The organism is Oceaniradius stylonematis (assembly GCF_003149475.2).
Lineage (GTDB): Bacteria > Pseudomonadota > Alphaproteobacteria > Rhizobiales > Rhizobiaceae > Roseitalea > Roseitalea stylonematis.
In genome coordinates, this window is sequence record NZ_QFWV02000001.1 from 139,643 (window position 1) to 154,020 (window position 14,378).

The 14,378-nt window shown below is 66.5% G+C and carries 15 protein-coding genes; 2 read left to right on the forward strand and 13 right to left on the reverse strand.

Annotated features, from left to right (window positions below; all coding sequences use genetic code 11):
• Both DEM25_RS00685 and DEM25_RS00690 read right to left on the reverse strand, forming a co-directional pair.
• Positions 1 to 717, reverse strand: coding sequence for a phosphate/phosphite/phosphonate ABC transporter substrate-binding protein (locus DEM25_RS00685; protein ID WP_158585126.1), 717 nt, complete (start codon positions 715 to 717; stop codon positions 1 to 3).
• Between the two features lie 10 nt (positions 718 to 727).
• Positions 728 to 1,723, reverse strand: coding sequence for a fatty acid desaturase (locus DEM25_RS00690; protein WP_109766809.1), 996 nt, complete (start codon positions 1,721 to 1,723; stop codon positions 728 to 730).
• A 66-nt stretch (positions 1,724 to 1,789) separates the two neighbouring features.
• On the opposite strand from DEM25_RS00690, the gene DEM25_RS00695 reads away from it, so the two are divergent.
• Together DEM25_RS00695 and DEM25_RS17700 are read left to right on the forward strand one after the other, a co-directional pair.
• A complete protein-coding gene (locus DEM25_RS00695; RefSeq protein WP_245412705.1) occupies positions 1,790 to 2,650 on the forward strand; it encodes a helix-turn-helix domain-containing protein in 861 nt (286 codons plus the stop codon).
• A gap of 16 nt (positions 2,651 to 2,666) precedes the next feature.
• The gene (locus DEM25_RS17700) at positions 2,667 to 2,933 is read left to right on the forward strand and encodes a hypothetical protein (RefSeq protein ID WP_158585127.1); all 267 of its coding nucleotides are present in this window, start codon (positions 2,667 to 2,669) and stop codon (positions 2,931 to 2,933) included.
• Between the two features lie 96 nt (positions 2,934 to 3,029).
• Here DEM25_RS17700 and DEM25_RS00705 read toward each other — a convergent pair whose 3' ends face one another.
• The 11 genes from DEM25_RS00705 to DEM25_RS00755 form a co-directional block, all read right to left on the reverse strand.
• Entirely contained in the window at positions 3,030 to 3,446 is a 417-nt protein-coding gene (locus DEM25_RS00705) for a helix-turn-helix domain-containing protein (protein WP_109766807.1), read from the reverse strand.
• Positions 3,447 to 3,585: 139 nt separating this feature from the next.
• On the reverse strand, positions 3,586 to 5,247 hold the full coding sequence (gene lnt / locus DEM25_RS00710; protein WP_109766806.1) for an apolipoprotein N-acyltransferase: 1,662 nt from the start codon (positions 5,245 to 5,247) through the stop codon (positions 3,586 to 3,588).
• 74 nt (positions 5,248 to 5,321) lie between these two features.
• A complete protein-coding gene (locus tag DEM25_RS00715; protein WP_109766805.1) occupies positions 5,322 to 6,494 on the reverse strand; it encodes a hemolysin family protein in 1,173 nt (390 codons plus the stop codon).
• The gene (gene ybeY / locus DEM25_RS00720; RefSeq protein ID WP_196780227.1) at positions 6,475 to 7,017 is read right to left on the reverse strand and encodes an rRNA maturation RNase YbeY; all 543 of its coding nucleotides are present in this window, start codon (positions 7,015 to 7,017) and stop codon (positions 6,475 to 6,477) included. The genes DEM25_RS00715 and ybeY overlap by 20 nt, the downstream gene beginning before the upstream one ends.
• The gene (locus tag DEM25_RS00725; protein ID WP_109766863.1) at positions 6,998 to 7,951 is read right to left on the reverse strand and encodes a PhoH family protein; all 954 of its coding nucleotides are present in this window, start codon (positions 7,949 to 7,951) and stop codon (positions 6,998 to 7,000) included. The genes ybeY and DEM25_RS00725 overlap by 20 nt, the downstream gene beginning before the upstream one ends.
• A gap of 91 nt (positions 7,952 to 8,042) precedes the next feature.
• A complete protein-coding gene (miaB, locus tag DEM25_RS00730; RefSeq protein WP_109766804.1) occupies positions 8,043 to 9,443 on the reverse strand; it encodes a tRNA (N6-isopentenyl adenosine(37)-C2)-methylthiotransferase MiaB in 1,401 nt (466 codons plus the stop codon).
• Complete coding sequence (olsA, locus tag DEM25_RS00735) at positions 9,430 to 10,272, reverse strand: lyso-ornithine lipid O-acyltransferase (RefSeq protein ID WP_158585128.1); 843 nt, start codon at positions 10,270 to 10,272, stop codon at positions 9,430 to 9,432. Before olsA ends, miaB begins: the two co-directional genes overlap by 14 nt.
• 4 nt (positions 10,273 to 10,276) lie before the next feature.
• A complete protein-coding gene (rimI, locus tag DEM25_RS00740; RefSeq protein ID WP_109766802.1) occupies positions 10,277 to 10,789 on the reverse strand; it encodes a ribosomal protein S18-alanine N-acetyltransferase in 513 nt (170 codons plus the stop codon).
• Positions 10,786 to 11,463, reverse strand: coding sequence for a tRNA (adenosine(37)-N6)-threonylcarbamoyltransferase complex dimerization subunit type 1 TsaB (gene tsaB, locus DEM25_RS00745; RefSeq protein WP_109766801.1), 678 nt, complete (start codon positions 11,461 to 11,463; stop codon positions 10,786 to 10,788). Before tsaB ends, rimI begins: the two co-directional genes overlap by 4 nt.
• A gap of 32 nt (positions 11,464 to 11,495) precedes the next feature.
• Positions 11,496 to 13,481: a beta-galactosidase gene (locus tag DEM25_RS00750; RefSeq protein WP_109766800.1), complete on the reverse strand. Its 1,986-nt coding sequence runs from the start codon at positions 13,479 to 13,481 to the stop codon at positions 11,496 to 11,498.
• 19 nt (positions 13,482 to 13,500) lie between these two features.
• A complete protein-coding gene (locus DEM25_RS00755; protein ID WP_109766799.1) occupies positions 13,501 to 14,373 on the reverse strand; it encodes an SMP-30/gluconolactonase/LRE family protein in 873 nt (290 codons plus the stop codon).
• Positions 14,374 to 14,378: the final 5 nt, after the last annotated feature.

A 14,378-nucleotide genomic window follows, 5' to 3' on the forward strand; every position in this document is an offset into this window, starting at 1 on the left:
TCAGCGTTCGGTCGGGGGATCCAGCACGACGGCTGGCATGGCGGCAGCCACAGCGGTGCGCAACCGCGCCATGTCCGCGTCGCTCATGGCGGCGTTGGTGATCAGCGGCAGGCCGGGCCGCTCCGCCGTCCATCCGATGACGTGCACCTTTTGCGCGGCGGGCTCATGGTCTTTGGCGATCTGCCAGGTCACGCAGTCGATTGCGGCGCAGGCCGCTTCACCGTCCGCAACGGCGCGGATCGAGGCCCGGTGCGATCCGGTCCAAAGGGTCGGTTCGGGGAACAGCCGTCCGGCGCGCGCCATATCCCGTCGCAGCGCGACAAAGCCCGACATTGATTCCGGTGCGTTCGCGGCCAGAGGACCTTCCAGCGATGTGGGCAGGATCGACCCGGCATTGGCGGGTGGCGCCGCATCGTCTCCCCTCCCCCGCGCGACGATCACGCTGCGATAGGTGCCGTGGCCGCAGCCCGGCGCGTCATGGATCGGTGTCGCGACATAGCGCACGCGGCCCCGGAGCACGGTTTCGAGCGGATAGGAGCAGGTCTCGCCGAGCAGCAGGTCCGGGCCCAGCCATGCCCCTTCGAGATCGCCGGCACGGGTCAGCGCGTCGGGTGCATCGAAGCCTTCATCCCTGAGCGCGTCGCACAGACGGGTCCAGAGAGCGTCGGTCTCGGCCCGGCGCTCGGGCCAGTCATACATGGGCAGACATGCGATCATGACCGGGCGGTCAGCGGTCGGGCCTTGCGGCGACCGGCATTGCATCGCGGGGACCGGCGGCAGGCGCGGCCGATGCCGGCTGGAACGCGCCGGGCGCCATGGCCGGCGCGTCGGCCCGTCGGCGCACCGGATGCACCACTGGTTCCTTGGCCGACAACGCATAGGCGCGGAAAATCTGCCAGTAATTGCGGTACACATAGGTCTTGTTGGCGGCCAGCCACTCGGCACGGCGCTCGCGATAAAGGCGCGGCAGTTCGTACCAGGGCACGGCGGGCCGCTTGTGATGGACGATGTGCAGATTGTTGTTGAGGAACAGCCAGGACAGGATTCGGCTGTCTTCGACGACAACCGTGCGGCCGTCCGGCGTCTGGTCCCAGCGATGTTCGCAATAGGTCCGGATGGCGATCAGCGCCATGCCGCCATAGGCAACCGTGCCGACATAGACCAGCAGGTTGATGCCCATACCGCCCCAGACGATCGCGACGAGCGCGGCGAGCCCAAGCGCGTGGTGCGCCCAGGCGCGACGCACGCCGGGATTGCCGGCAGCGAAATTCCGCGCATCGTCGCGCCAGAAGCCGAACGTCATCAATGGCGGCCCGATCACGAGACGGCCCACGAAGGTGTTGTTGGCGGCGAGCAGCGCGCGCATCGGCCAGCCCAATGCCGCATGGTCGCCCTGGGCGCGATACCAGCTTTCGGGGTCGTCATAGGGGTCGGTCAGGTTCTCGTCACGGTGATGGCGCAGGTGCAGCGCCTTGAACCGCCGGAACGGGAATGCCACGGCCAGAGGCAGCCCAACGAGCAGTTCGTTGACGGCGGCGCTGCGGGTCGGATGGCCATGCAGCACCTCGTGCTGCAGCGAGGTATGAAAGCCGGCGGCGACCGCCATGAGCGCCAGCGCAAGGACCGGCACCACCGGAAATAGCCAAAAGCCGGCCGCCAGCCATACACCGTAGCACAGCGCCATCATGACCATTGTCGGCCACTCAATCGTTTGTTTTCTCATTATGATTCGTTTCCCCTGACACAAGGNTATGTTGATAATTGTCATCAAACGTCGGAGTTGATCCGCATGGTTGCTGCGCAGGCCGACACAATCGACAAACGCGACGCGTCCCGTCTGTTCCGTAACCGGCTGGCCGGACTGCTCTTCCGTTCGGGCCTGAACCGTTCGCAGTTTGCTGCCGCGGTCGGGTTGGACCGGTCGGCCCTGTCGCAGCTCCTTTCGGGCGAAACCGCAAGGCTGCCGCGCGCCGAAACGCTGATCCGCATCGCGGCGACGCAATCGGTCAGTCTCGACTGGCTGCTGGGCCTGAGCCAGGACGAAGGCGTGTCCGCCGAGATCCGGCCGGCGCTTGAACTGGAGGAGGCGCAGGATTCGCGCAACGATGCCGCACTTGTGCAGTGGCACCAGGAGGCGGCCGGCACCAAAATCCGCTATGTGCCCGCGACCATTCCCGATTTTCTGCGGACCGAGGCGGTGATCGCGTTCGAGACGCGCGACAGCAAACCGCCCGTCGCCGTCCAGATCGATGACGCACGCGAAAGGCTGGCCTACAGCCGCAAGCCGGAGAACGACACCGAAGTGTGCATGCCGCTGCAAACACTGCAGGCGCTGGCCGAAGGCAGCGGCGCCTGGACCGATCTGGACGCGCCGTTGCGGCACGCGCAGATCGAACAGATCGCAGCGCTGACCGATGACCTCTATCCGGGCCTGCGGCTGTTCCTGTTCGATGCACGGCGTACCTTTTCAGCGCCTTACACCGTGTTCGGACCGATGCGCGCGGCAGTCTATATGGGCGACATGTATCTGGTCTTGAACGCCAAGGATGCCGTCGATGCGCTGACGCGCCACTTCGACCAACTCATCCGCGCGGCGGTGGTGCGGCCGCACGAGGCCGGTTCCTTCATAGGCGATCTGACCCGGTCATGATCGGTGCGACGGTGACATGGGCATCGACCCGGCCGGCGCTGATCAGGTTTTGCGAATCCGGCTCGGCGCACTGGCCGCCATAGGGGCAGTCGATGCAGGCCTTGCGTCGCCGCGATGCCTTGCGCATCGCCTGCATCGCAAGCGCGATGATGCCCGCCCGCCGCCCGTGCGCGCGGGTGTGTTCCCGCTGCATCCCGCACAATGCGCGAAAGCAAATCTGGTTGTCGGCCTGGACAAGACGGTCGTGCATGGGCGGAAGTCTGGCCGCTTTCGCGTTGGCTGACGTTGATCGGTGTCAACCAAGACTTACACATCATGCTCCGGCGCGCGAGTCCTTTCTCCGATGGCGGCCTTGTTCGATCGGCGTCGGCGATCGGCGTCAGGCATCCTCGTCGGCCAGCGACTTGACCAGGTCGATGATGCGCCGGCGCACCTTGGGATCGGCGATCTTGACGAAGGCGCGGTTGAGCTGAAGGCCCTCCGAACTCGACAGGAAGCTGACCACATAGGTGGACGAATTCTCTTCGAGGCCCGACGGGGCCGATGCTGCGCTGCCGTCCGGCGCGTCCTCGAAAAAGAACGACACGGGCACGTTGAGGATCGATGCGATGTTCTGCAGCCGGCTGGCGCCGACACGGTTGGTGCCCTTTTCGTACTTCTGCACCTGCTGGAACGTGATCCCCAGGCTCTCGCCGAGCTTCTCCTGGCTCATTCCGAGCATGGTCCGTCGCAGGCGGATGCGGCTGCCGACATGGATATCGATGGGATTGGGCTGTTTCTTCTTCTTGTCGTTCATTCTGTGTCCCCGCCGCCCGGACGGCGGCCATTGCTCAAATCAGGACCAGAAGCCGTCCTTGCGCGTCCCCCAACGCGGTCCCCAAGTGCGGCGCGCTACCTATGAGCCCCGACGAAGGCCCCTGTCAACAAAGTGCGGCCTAATTCCCGCCGAAAGCGCGCAACCTGATGCGCGCTGTGATCGCTATAGCCGAAAGTATGGAAAGGAACAACCAGAAGTTGATCTCTCGTTGCCGCTCGGGGAACAAGGGTTGTGCGGCGTCCGGCAGCAGTGCATCGGCCACCGCGCGCACATCGTGGCCGATCCGGGCAACGATACGGCCCTGCGGATCGACGACAGCCGAGATGCCGTTGTTGGCCACACGGATGATCGGCAGGCCGGTCTCGACGGCGCGCAACCGTGTCTGGTGCAGATGCTGCCACGGCCCCGGCGTCCGGCCGAACCAGGCATCGTTGGTGACATTGACGATGGCGTCGACCCGCTGGCCGGAGGGCGGCACGGCCAGTTTCGGAAAGATCGACTCGTAGCAGACGAGCGGCAACACCGTCAGACCGCCCTGGAGCGTGATTGTCGTTCGGGCGGGCGCAGCCGAATAGCCGCGGTCGGCGGCGGCGACGGCGCGCAGACCGATGGCAGACAGCAGATCGGCAAACGGAAGATACTCGCCGAACGGGACGAGATGCACCTTGTCGGCGGCGCCGGCGATCACGCCGCCGGTCGTCACCGCCATCACCGAATTGTAGTAGCGGCCGGTCACCGAGCCGGCTTGCTCTCCCGGCTCCTCGCGCACCGCGCCGGCGAGCAGCATCTGTTCCGGCAACAGTGTCTCGCCGATCGAGGCGAGCGCTGCGGCATCGCGGGTCAATAGGTAGGGCACGGACGTTTCGGGCCACACCACGATGTCAGGAGCACGCCCCGACGCCGGGCCCTGCGCCTCGGCCTGATCCCCGGCCGCCGGCGCCTCGTCAGGGGCCGCGTCCAGCGCGGTCAGGTCGAGCAACGTTTGGAACGTGGCCGCCCGCGCCTCCCGGTCCATCTTCTGTTCCTGGGCAATCGCCGGCTGAACGAGGCGGATGACGGGCGCATCGTCGCGCGCGACCGCCAAATCGCCTGCCTGTGCAAGACGCCAGATACCGAAGCCGGCATGGGCGCCGACCAGCACAACGCACAGCGCCACCGCCGTGATCGCCGCGCCGCGCCGCGCAGCCAGTTGCGCGGGAAGCGCAAAGACCAGCACCGCAAACGCGCTCACGGCGAAAATGCCGCCGATCGCCGCCGATTGCATCAGGACCGGCGATGGCATCAGCGCATAGCCGATGGCGTTCCAGGGAAAGCCGGTCAGGATGAAGGAGCGGGCCCATTCGGCAAGGCCGAAGGCGGCGGCCAGCGCGGCGATCCGGCCGACGCCGTCGGACCAGGCGAGCCGCGCGAGCGCGCAGGCCGCGCCGTAGAAGACAGCCAGAACAGCCGGCAGGCCGAGCACGGCCAGGGGGATCGCCCAGGCGAATTCCGGCGCCTCGACGAGCAGCGCATTGGCGAGCCACCAGATGCCGGCGGCGAAATAGCCAAGGCCAAACAGCCAGCCGATCCGGAATGCCGCGCGCAGCGCCCCAGACGCCTTTCCCGGCGTCGTGCCAACCGCGCCGTCCAGAAGCCAAACGAGGAGCGGAAAGGTGACAAAGCCGATGGCAAACAGATGGAAGGGCGCCTGCGTCAGCGCGGTCAGCGCACCGAGCGCGACCGACAGGGCCGCACGGCGCCAGCCGGGCAAGAGCAGGATGCGCTGGGCGAAATGTTCCATGGAGCCCCGGGGCGAATCACGTCGCCCAAAGCCTTATCAGGCTTGCCGGGCCGGCGCGACGCCGGCGCATCGGGTCAGACGTTGACGGGTTCGGCTTCCGGCGTGCCGGGCTGTACGGGCCCGGGCGCGGGAAGACGGGGCGGCGCGCTCGAAGCTTCGCGGCGCCCGGCGCCGCGGCGCTGGTGCTGGCGCAGACGAACAACGCGCACGCGGCGGATGCGTCGCGGATCGGCGTCCAGCACTTCCATCTCGTAACCGGCGAACGCCGGGATCACCTCGCCGCGCACCGGCACATGGCCGAGCAGCGAAAAGATCAGGCCGCCAATGGTGTCGACATCGCCCTCTTCGCGGCGCGCGGCCTCGACGAAGGCGGGGCCGAGTTCGCGGGCGGCTTCCTCCAGTTCCAGACGGGCATCGACGATGACGGTGTTCTCGTCCACTCGCTCGATCTGCACCTCGACCTCGTCGTGCTCGTCCTCGATATCGCCGACGACCATTTCGACAATGTCTTCGAGCGAGACGAGGCCGTCCGTGCCGCCATATTCGTCGATCACGAGCGCCATCTGGATTCGCTGCGTCTGCATGCGGCCCATCAGGTCCGAGGCCAGCATGGAGGGCGGCACGAACAACACGTCGCGCATCAGCTTGAGATCGCCGATGGTGCGGGAAAAATCGATCTTCGAGAAGTCGAGCGCGGTCTTGGCCGCGCCGTTGGCACGACCGTTCGGCGCGCTCTTGGCGGCCGCCGCTCCGGTTGGCTCGGTCTTCGGGCGGCGCGTCCGGCGGCGGCCGGTGCGCGTCAGATAGGCGACCACGTCGCGGATGTGGACCATGCCGCGCGGATCGTCGAGCGTTTCGTTGTAGACCGGCATGCGGCTGTGGCCGGATGTCTCAAAGAGCTTGAGGAGATCGCCCAGCGACGTCGACAGGTCCACCGCCTCGATGTCGCCGCGCGGCACCATCACGTCGACGACGCGCACTTCGCGCAGCCGCAATATGTTGTTCAGCATGGCGCGTTCGTCGGCGGAGATCGTCTGGTCGCCCGCGGCGCTGGAGGCGGCGAGCGCGTCCTGCAAATTCTCGCGGACGGTCACACTGTCCTGCGGCCGGAACAGATAGGCCAGGCGCTGAAAGAAGCCGGGCGGCTTTCTCGGGGGGATTATAGCGGGCAAGCCCGGACTCGAAGGTTCGGGCTCCGGTTCGGGCGGCGCTTCCTGCACCTTTGCGTCAGCTTGTCGGTCTTCCATCGTCTTTCATGTCGTCCGATATCGGCGTGTAGGGATCGTCGATCCCGAGATCGGCCAATATTGCACGTTCGAGGCGCTCCATTTCGTCGGCGTCGTCGTCCAGTTCGTGATCATAGCCCAAAAGATGCAAGAAGCCATGAACAATCAGATGGGTGAAATGGGCATCGATGTTCTTGCCGTCAATGGCTGCCTCGCGCTCGATCGTCTCGCGGGCCAGAACGATATCGCCCAGAAGCGGGCCGGGCGGATCGCCGGCGGCCATCGGATAGGCCGGAAAGGACAGCACGTTCGTTGCCTTGTCGTTGCGCCGCCATTTGGCGTTGAGCGTGCGGATCGTCGCATCGTCTGTCAGGACGACCGACAGTTCCGACGTCTCGCCTGCCAGGCCCAGAACGGTGGCCGCATGGCGAAGTGCCCGTTCGATCATCGGCCGCAATTCGTCCTCTGGCGGCCAGTTGCCGCCTTCGATCGCGATGTCGATATGCAGGTGCATGGCGCCGGTTTCAGCCGCCGTCGCGGTCATAGGCCGCAACGATGCGGGCAACCAGCGGATGGCGCACCACATCGCTGTCGCGGAAACGCACGGTAACGATGCCCTCGACGTCGCCGAGCAGGCCGAGCGCCTCGACAAGGCCCGATTTCTGGCCCGGCGGCAGGTCGACCTGGCTGGGATCGCCGGTGACGATCATGCGGGCATTCTCGCCAAGCCGCGTCAGGAACATCTTCATCTGCATCGATGTGGTGTTCTGCGCCTCGTCCAGAATCACCGCCGCATTCGACAGGGTCCGGCCGCGCATGAAGGCGAGCGGCGCGATCTCGATGACACCGGCCGCAAGCGCCCGCTCCACCTTGTCTCCGGGGATCATGTCGTAGAGCGCGTCATAGAGCGGCCGAAGGTAGGGATCGACCTTCTCCTTCATGTCACCGGGCAGAAAGCCGAGCCGCTCGCCTGCTTCGACGGCAGGCCGCGACAGGATGATCCGGTCGATCTGGCCGCGTTCGAGCAGCATGGCCGCATGGGCGACGGCCAGATAGGTCTTGCCGGTGCCGGCGGGGCCGACGCCGAAGACAAGCTCGGCCCGGTCGAGCGCCCGCATATAGGCGTCCTGATTGGGGGTGCGGGCCATGATGGTCCGCTTGCGGGTGGCGATCTGGGCGGCCGCGATGCGCCCGGCGCCGTCCATGGTTGGCAGCGACAGTTGATCGTCGGCGGCCATCGCCATGCGCAGCGCGCCCTCGACATCGGAGGCTTCCGGTTCCCTGCCGCCCTCCTCGATCCGGTCATAGAGCCAGTCGAGCGCACGGCGCGCCTGTTCGGTCGCCAGCGGATCGCCCTTGATGGTGACCTGATTGCCCCGCGCCCGCACATCGATGCCGAGCATCTGCTCGATCAGGGCGAGGTTCTGGTCGAACTGGCCGAACAACGCACGCGCATGGTGGTTGTTGTCGAAGGTCATGACAATGTGGGCGAGATCGGACGCGCCGTGAGGCGCGGTCTGCGTTTTGACACCTGTCTGCGTCGTCAAGCGCTCTGTCCGTCCTGTTGGTTCATGCCGCCCGCCTGCGGTTCGCCGCCTCCGACGAAATCAGGCTGTTGGCCGATGCCCGTTCGATTCGCACCGTGACACTGTCGCCGATCTTTCCGACAGTTTCATCACAAATGACGGGCTGAAGCCATGGCGACCGGCCGACAAGCTGGCCGGCGTCGCGGCCGGGCTTTTCGAGAAGCACCGCGATCTCCTGCCCTTCAAGGCTTTTCATGAAGGCGGCCTGCTGCTCGCCGAGCAATGCCTGCAGCCGCTGCAAGCGCTCCGATTTGACGGTTTCCTCCACATGGCCGTCCATCGTCGCACCCGGCGTACCGGGGCGCGGCGAATATTTGAACGAGAAGGCCTGCGCATAGCTCACATCGCGCACGATCCGCATCGTGTCCTCGAAATCGGCGTCGGTTTCGCCGGGAAAGCCGACGATGAAGTCCCCGGACAGGGCGATGTCGGGCCGCGCCTTGCGGATTCGATCGACCAGCCGGCGGTAATCGTCGCCGGTATGCTTGCGGTTCATTGCCTTGAGCACCCGGTCCGAACCGGCCTGCACCGGCAGGTGCAGATAGGGCATCAGCATGTCCAGATCGCGATGGGCAGCGATCAGCGCGTCATCCATGTCGCGCGGGTGGCTGGTCGTGTAACGCAGCCGCGCAAGGCCATCGATCCGCGCCAGCTCGTGCAGCAACTCGCCCAGGCCCCACTGGCGCCCGTCCTGCGCTTCCCCGTGCCAGGCGTTGACGTTCTGGCCCAGAAGCGTGATCTCGCGCACGCCGGCATCGACCAGGCGACGCGCTTCTTCGACGATCTGTGCGACCGGCCGCGAGACCTCGGCGCCGCGCGTATAGGGCACCACGCAGAAGGTGCAGAACTTGTCGCACCCCTCCTGGACGGTGAGAAACGCGGTGACGCCGCGGCTGCGGACCTGCCGCTTTTGCTGTTCTGGCAGGTGCTCGAACTTGTCCTCCACGGCGAACTCGGTCTCGACGACCTTTTCGCCGCGGCGGGCGCGCGCCACAACGTCGGGCAGGCGGTGATAGGTTGTCGGGCCGATGACGAAGTCGACCGCCGGCGCGCGCACAACGATCTCGCGCCCCTCGGCCTGGGCGACGCAGCCGGCGACGCCGATCATCAGGTCGGCACCGGCCTTTTGCCGCCGCGCGCGCAACTGCCGCAGGCGCCCGATCTCGGAATAGACCTTCTCGGCAGCCTTCTCGCGGATATGGCAGGTGTTCAGCAGCACCATGTCCGCATCGTCCGGCGTCGAGGTCTCGACAAAACCGTCCCGCGCCAGCGCATCGGCCATGCGCTGGCTGTCATAGACGTTCATCTGGCAGCCATAGGTCTTGACGAACACCTTGCGGGTGTTGGCGGCCGGATTGTCCGATGCTGGATCAGCTTTCTTCATGCGCCGTCCTTAGCGGTTTTTGCGTGCCAGCGGAAGAAGGGCGCTGGCCCCGCACCAGCGCCGACATCATGCGCCGCACGGCGCGTTCTGTTTCCGTAGCAAGCCGTTTCCGGTTGGTGCCGGGCGTCACCGTGATCGGGTCGCCGAAACCGACATGGATGTCGATGCGGCCTTCGCGCAGAATGCGTGTCAAATGCGGGCCGATGCCGATGTCGCCGGGCCAGGCGGCCAGCGGTCGCGACTGGCGGCCCATCGGGATGCCATCGACGCCGGTGTAGGCAATCGCAACAGGCTGGACCAGCGCGTCATCTCGGCGATCGCTTTCGCCGACGCCCAGCGCGCCGAACAGGGAGGACTTGAACGGATAGACGAAGTTGCCGCACGATGTCGTGCCCTCGGCGAACAAGACGATCGTGTCGCCATCGGCAAGACGCTGCGCGATCGTTTCGGCCTGGGTGCGGGTGGTGGCACGCGCGTTGCGCGACACGAACACCGAGTCCTGGAGCCGCGCCAGAAGACCGAAGACCGGCCAGTCGCGGACATCGTCCTTGGCGATGAAGCTGACCGGCGCGACCGAACCGAGCGCGACGATATCGAGCCAGGAGGCATGGTTGGCGACCAGCAGTACGCCGTGGCCACCGGCGCGTGCCGGGGCGCCATGTATATCGATGCGAAGCCCCATCGCTCGGGCCACCCAACGGTGCCAGGTTTGCGCGGTGGTCTTGCGCAGAGGCCAGCGCCGCCACTGGGCGACAAGGTGCACGGGCAGCAGCACCGCGGTGATCGCCAATGCCAGACAGACGACGAAGACGGCACGCAGGGTCTCCATCGGATTAGCGCGCCTTGCGCGCGGCGGCCACGTCATGGCGCATGACCAGTGCGCGCGTGCGCGCCTTGGCCGCGCCGCGATAATAGTCGGGCCGGTCGCCGACGGTGGCAAAGCCGAGCTTCCGGTAGAGAGCGCCTGCGGCCACGTTCGTCTCTTCGACTTCGAGGAAGACCGAGGCGAGCCGCTCGCGATGGGCATGCGCCAAAACATGCGCCATCAGCCGCGCACCGATGCCGTGGCCCTGCCAGTCCGGGCGGACGCCGATGGTGAGGATTTCCGCCTCGTCGGCAGCCGTCCGCAGCAGGACGAAGCCAATCATCGCGCCGCCGCGCGCGGCCGCCTCTCGGGCGATAAAACCGGCGGCGCTGGACGTCCCCAGAAGATCGGCGATCTCGCCGTCGGTCCAAGGGCGGGCAAACAGAGCCCGGTGGATATCGGACGCCTCGACCGCGTCGGTGCGCTGCATCGGCGCGATCGCGATGTCCGCCGCTCCCCAAAGGCCCTGCCACCACTTCATGCGGCATCTTCTCCGTCCGAACGGCGCGGCAAGGCAAACCCGGTCTGCGGCTTGGCGTCGGCCCCGCGCAGGTAAAGCGGCGAAGGGGCATGCTCAAAGAGCCTGGCCGCGCGGGCGACCGCGCCGATCGTGCCCACAGGGCGGTCGACGGTGGTCGGCAGATCCGTCTCCATTCCAGCCGCAGCATCGCCGACCAGCAATGCGCAGTCGGGGCGCAGGTGCTTGTCGGCCTCGTCTTCGGCCATGGCGCGCGCTTCGTCGAGCGCTTCGCCTGCGGCGGAAAAATGCTGCATGAAGATCTGGCCTCGACCGCCGGCGATGAGAACGGCGAACGGTCCTTCGACCCTCGTTTCATTCGTTGCCTGCACGGCCAGGCTTTCCAGCGTCGTCACGCCGGTGACCGGCAGGTTCCGCGCCACGGCGATGCCGCGTGCCGCCGCGACACCGACCCGGATGCCGGTGAACGATCCCGGCCCGATCGTCACCGTCAGCCCGGTCAGATCGCCGAATCCGGCGCCCGCTTCGTCCATGACATCGGCCACGACGCCCATCAGCCGTTCGGCGTGGCCACGGCCGATCTCCTCCTCGCGCGCGGCACGGATCGCGTCTGCCGCCGGGTCATAAAGGCAGGCCGAACAGAAACGCGCAGCGGTATCGAGAACAAGGACACTCATCGCCCTGTGCTATGTCGGCGTACCGGCAGGGGTCAAGCGCGTCGCACAGCCATCACGCCGCGCGGTTCGAGCGGCGTTTCGCCAAGCAGGGCATCGCCCTTTCCGGTCCATGGCGAAACATCGACCGGCTCCGGACCGTAATTGAACAGGTAGCGGATCGCGCCATTGTCGCGGATGCGCACATCGCGATGCAGGTCCAGAGGCGCAATGCCGGCATCGGCAAGCACACGGCGCACGACGCTGTCGGCGAGCCTGGCGTCGGGGCGACCGGCCAGATAGTGGACCCGGCCCTTTACAAGATGTGCAGGATGGCCATCGGCGCAGCGCGCTTGAACGGTCACATCGTCGCCATGGCGGACGAACTCGCGCCAGCCCTCAAACAACGTGCCATTGTCCAGTGCGACCGGCGCGAAGGGTGGACGGCTTTCGACCCGGGTGACAGTCACGCCGGTGAGCGCTCCGAACGGCCCGGGCGGCAGGTTCGGATGAATCTGGAAGTCACGCGTCTTGGATCCGGTACGCGGCCCGACGATCAGATGGGTGTCGCCGCCAGAAAGGGCATTGGCAAGCGCCGCGCTGCCCGCATAGACCGATGGCAGGACGACGAGCTTGCGCCCCTGAACCGCCTGGGGCGTCGGCGGTACCACATCGACGCTGACGCCGGCGCGCCGCAAGGCGCGGTAGAAGCGCAGCGCCATGTCGAGATGGGAAAAATCTGCGCCCTGGGGCTGGATCGCCCATGCCCATGCGCTTTCATAGTCGAAGACCAAGGCAACATCGGCGCGTTCGGGCGCGGCCACGGCGCCGAGCGCGTTCAGTTCGCCGGCCACCTTCTTGCACACATGCCAGCCCTCGTTCCTGTCGCCATTGGGCAGAAGCAGCGCCTCGTGCATCTGCTCCTGGGCGAAAGACGGCTGGCGCCAGCGAAAGTACGAGACGATCTCTGCACCGGCGGCGAACGCCTCGAACGCCCAGAGACGCAGCGCGCCGGGTTCGGGTGCCGGATTGAACGGCGCCCAGTTCACCGGTCCGGGCTGCTGCTCCATCACCCACCAGCGGCCTTCGCTCTGGCCGTTTCGCACCTGGCCGCACGCCCGGTAGAGATCGTGGTGGAAGGCCTGAAGGTCCGGATCGCCGACACCGAGATAGCGCAGCTTGACCGCCTCGTCCGACGTGTCGCGATCCAGAAAGCCTAGCGGATAGGAATCCCAGGTGGCGATGTCGAGATCGGCACCAACCGCATAGTGATCGAAGGCGATCTCCGAACCCATGAAATTGTGGCTCACAGCGCGGCCCGGCGAATGGCGGCGGATGATGTCGGCCTGCAGTCTGTTGAACGCGACGACCTGGTCGGACGAATAGCGCCAGAAATCCATGACATGGGCAGGATTCGGCTCGGTCACGGTCAGGTTCGGCAGGTCGATCGCATCGAACGACGAATATTCCTTTGACCAGAAGACGTTGCCCCAGGCGCGGTTCAGCGCATCGGGCGACTGGTATTTCTGCGCCAGCCAGTTGCGAAACCCGTCAAGCGCTGCACGCGAATAGCTCATTACCGTGTCATGGCAGCCATATTCATTGTCGATCTGCCAGGCTTCGAGCGCGTCATGGGTGCCATAGCGGCGCGCCAGCGCCTCGGCGATGCGGGCGCACTCGGCCCGATAGCCCTGATGGGAGAAGCAATAGTGGCGGCGCGAGCCGAAACGGCGCGGATCGCCGCGGTCGTCCAGCGCCACCATGTCGGGCATCGTATCGACCAGCCATTTGGGCGGCGTCGCCGTGGGCGTGCCCAGAACGATGCGCAGCCCCTGCGCGCCCAGCACGTCGAACGCCTCGTCCATCCAGCCGAAATCGTAACGGCCCGGCTCGGGCTCCAGCCGCGACCAGGCGAACTCGCCGATGCGGACATGGCTGATGCCCGCTTCGGCCATCAGCGCGGCGTCGGTTTCCCAGCGCTCGCGCGGCCAGTGTTCGGGATAATAGCAGGTGCCGAGGCGCTGCTTGCGAAGAGTGGTCATGTCAGGGCATCCGGACGGATCAAAGATAAAGATGCAGGGCCGGCTCAAATCGCGGTTCGATGTCCACGTCAAGCGTCACGATCAGCGTTGCACCGGCATCGGGATCGGCGGTACGGGCGGCGGCGTCCATGTTCTCCCATGCCGAGGTCACCGCAAGGCGGTTGCCGCCGACAAAGGCAGGGCAGCTCGGCTGCGTGACCGGCAGGTCGATCGTCGTGGTGCGGGTGCCGTCCGGCGCATAGCAATCGAGCGCCGACGCACCCCAACGGGCGTTCCAGATGTTGCCGCCGCCGTCACAGACCGCGCCATCGAGGCCACCCGTGCCGCCTGAATGATCGAAGAAGAGTTGGGGCTCACCGGTTGGCGCGCCGGTCGCCGGATCGGTCGCCACCCGCATCAGCTTTCCGGTCGGCGTGTCGGTGAACCAGGCCGTCGTTCCGTCGGGCGAAAAGCAGATCGCATTGGGGATGGTGATGTTGTCGAACAGCAGGTCGACCGAACCCGCGAACCAGCGATAGATGGCGCCGGAACCGGGCTCGGCGCCCTTGCCCATCGTGCCGAGCCAGAAAGCGCCGGACGGATGGATGCGCGCATCGTTGGAGCGCGTTTGCGGGTTGTCCGCCTCGATCGCGGCGCACCGCGTCAGGTCGGTGCCGTCCCACAGCAACAGGCCGGTTTCGGTGAAGATCACGTCGCGGCCGTCCGCCGCCACGCCCATGGCGCTCGCCATCTCTGGCAGGTCGAGAACGGTCTCCGTTCCCGTGGCAAAGTCGTGCGCGTATCGCTTTTTCTCCACAATATCGAACCAGAACAGCGTGTCGCGCCGGTCGCAAAAGAACGGGCCTTCGCCGAGGTGGCAGTGCGTGCGTGACAGAAAGTCGATTGCGGCCATGGTCC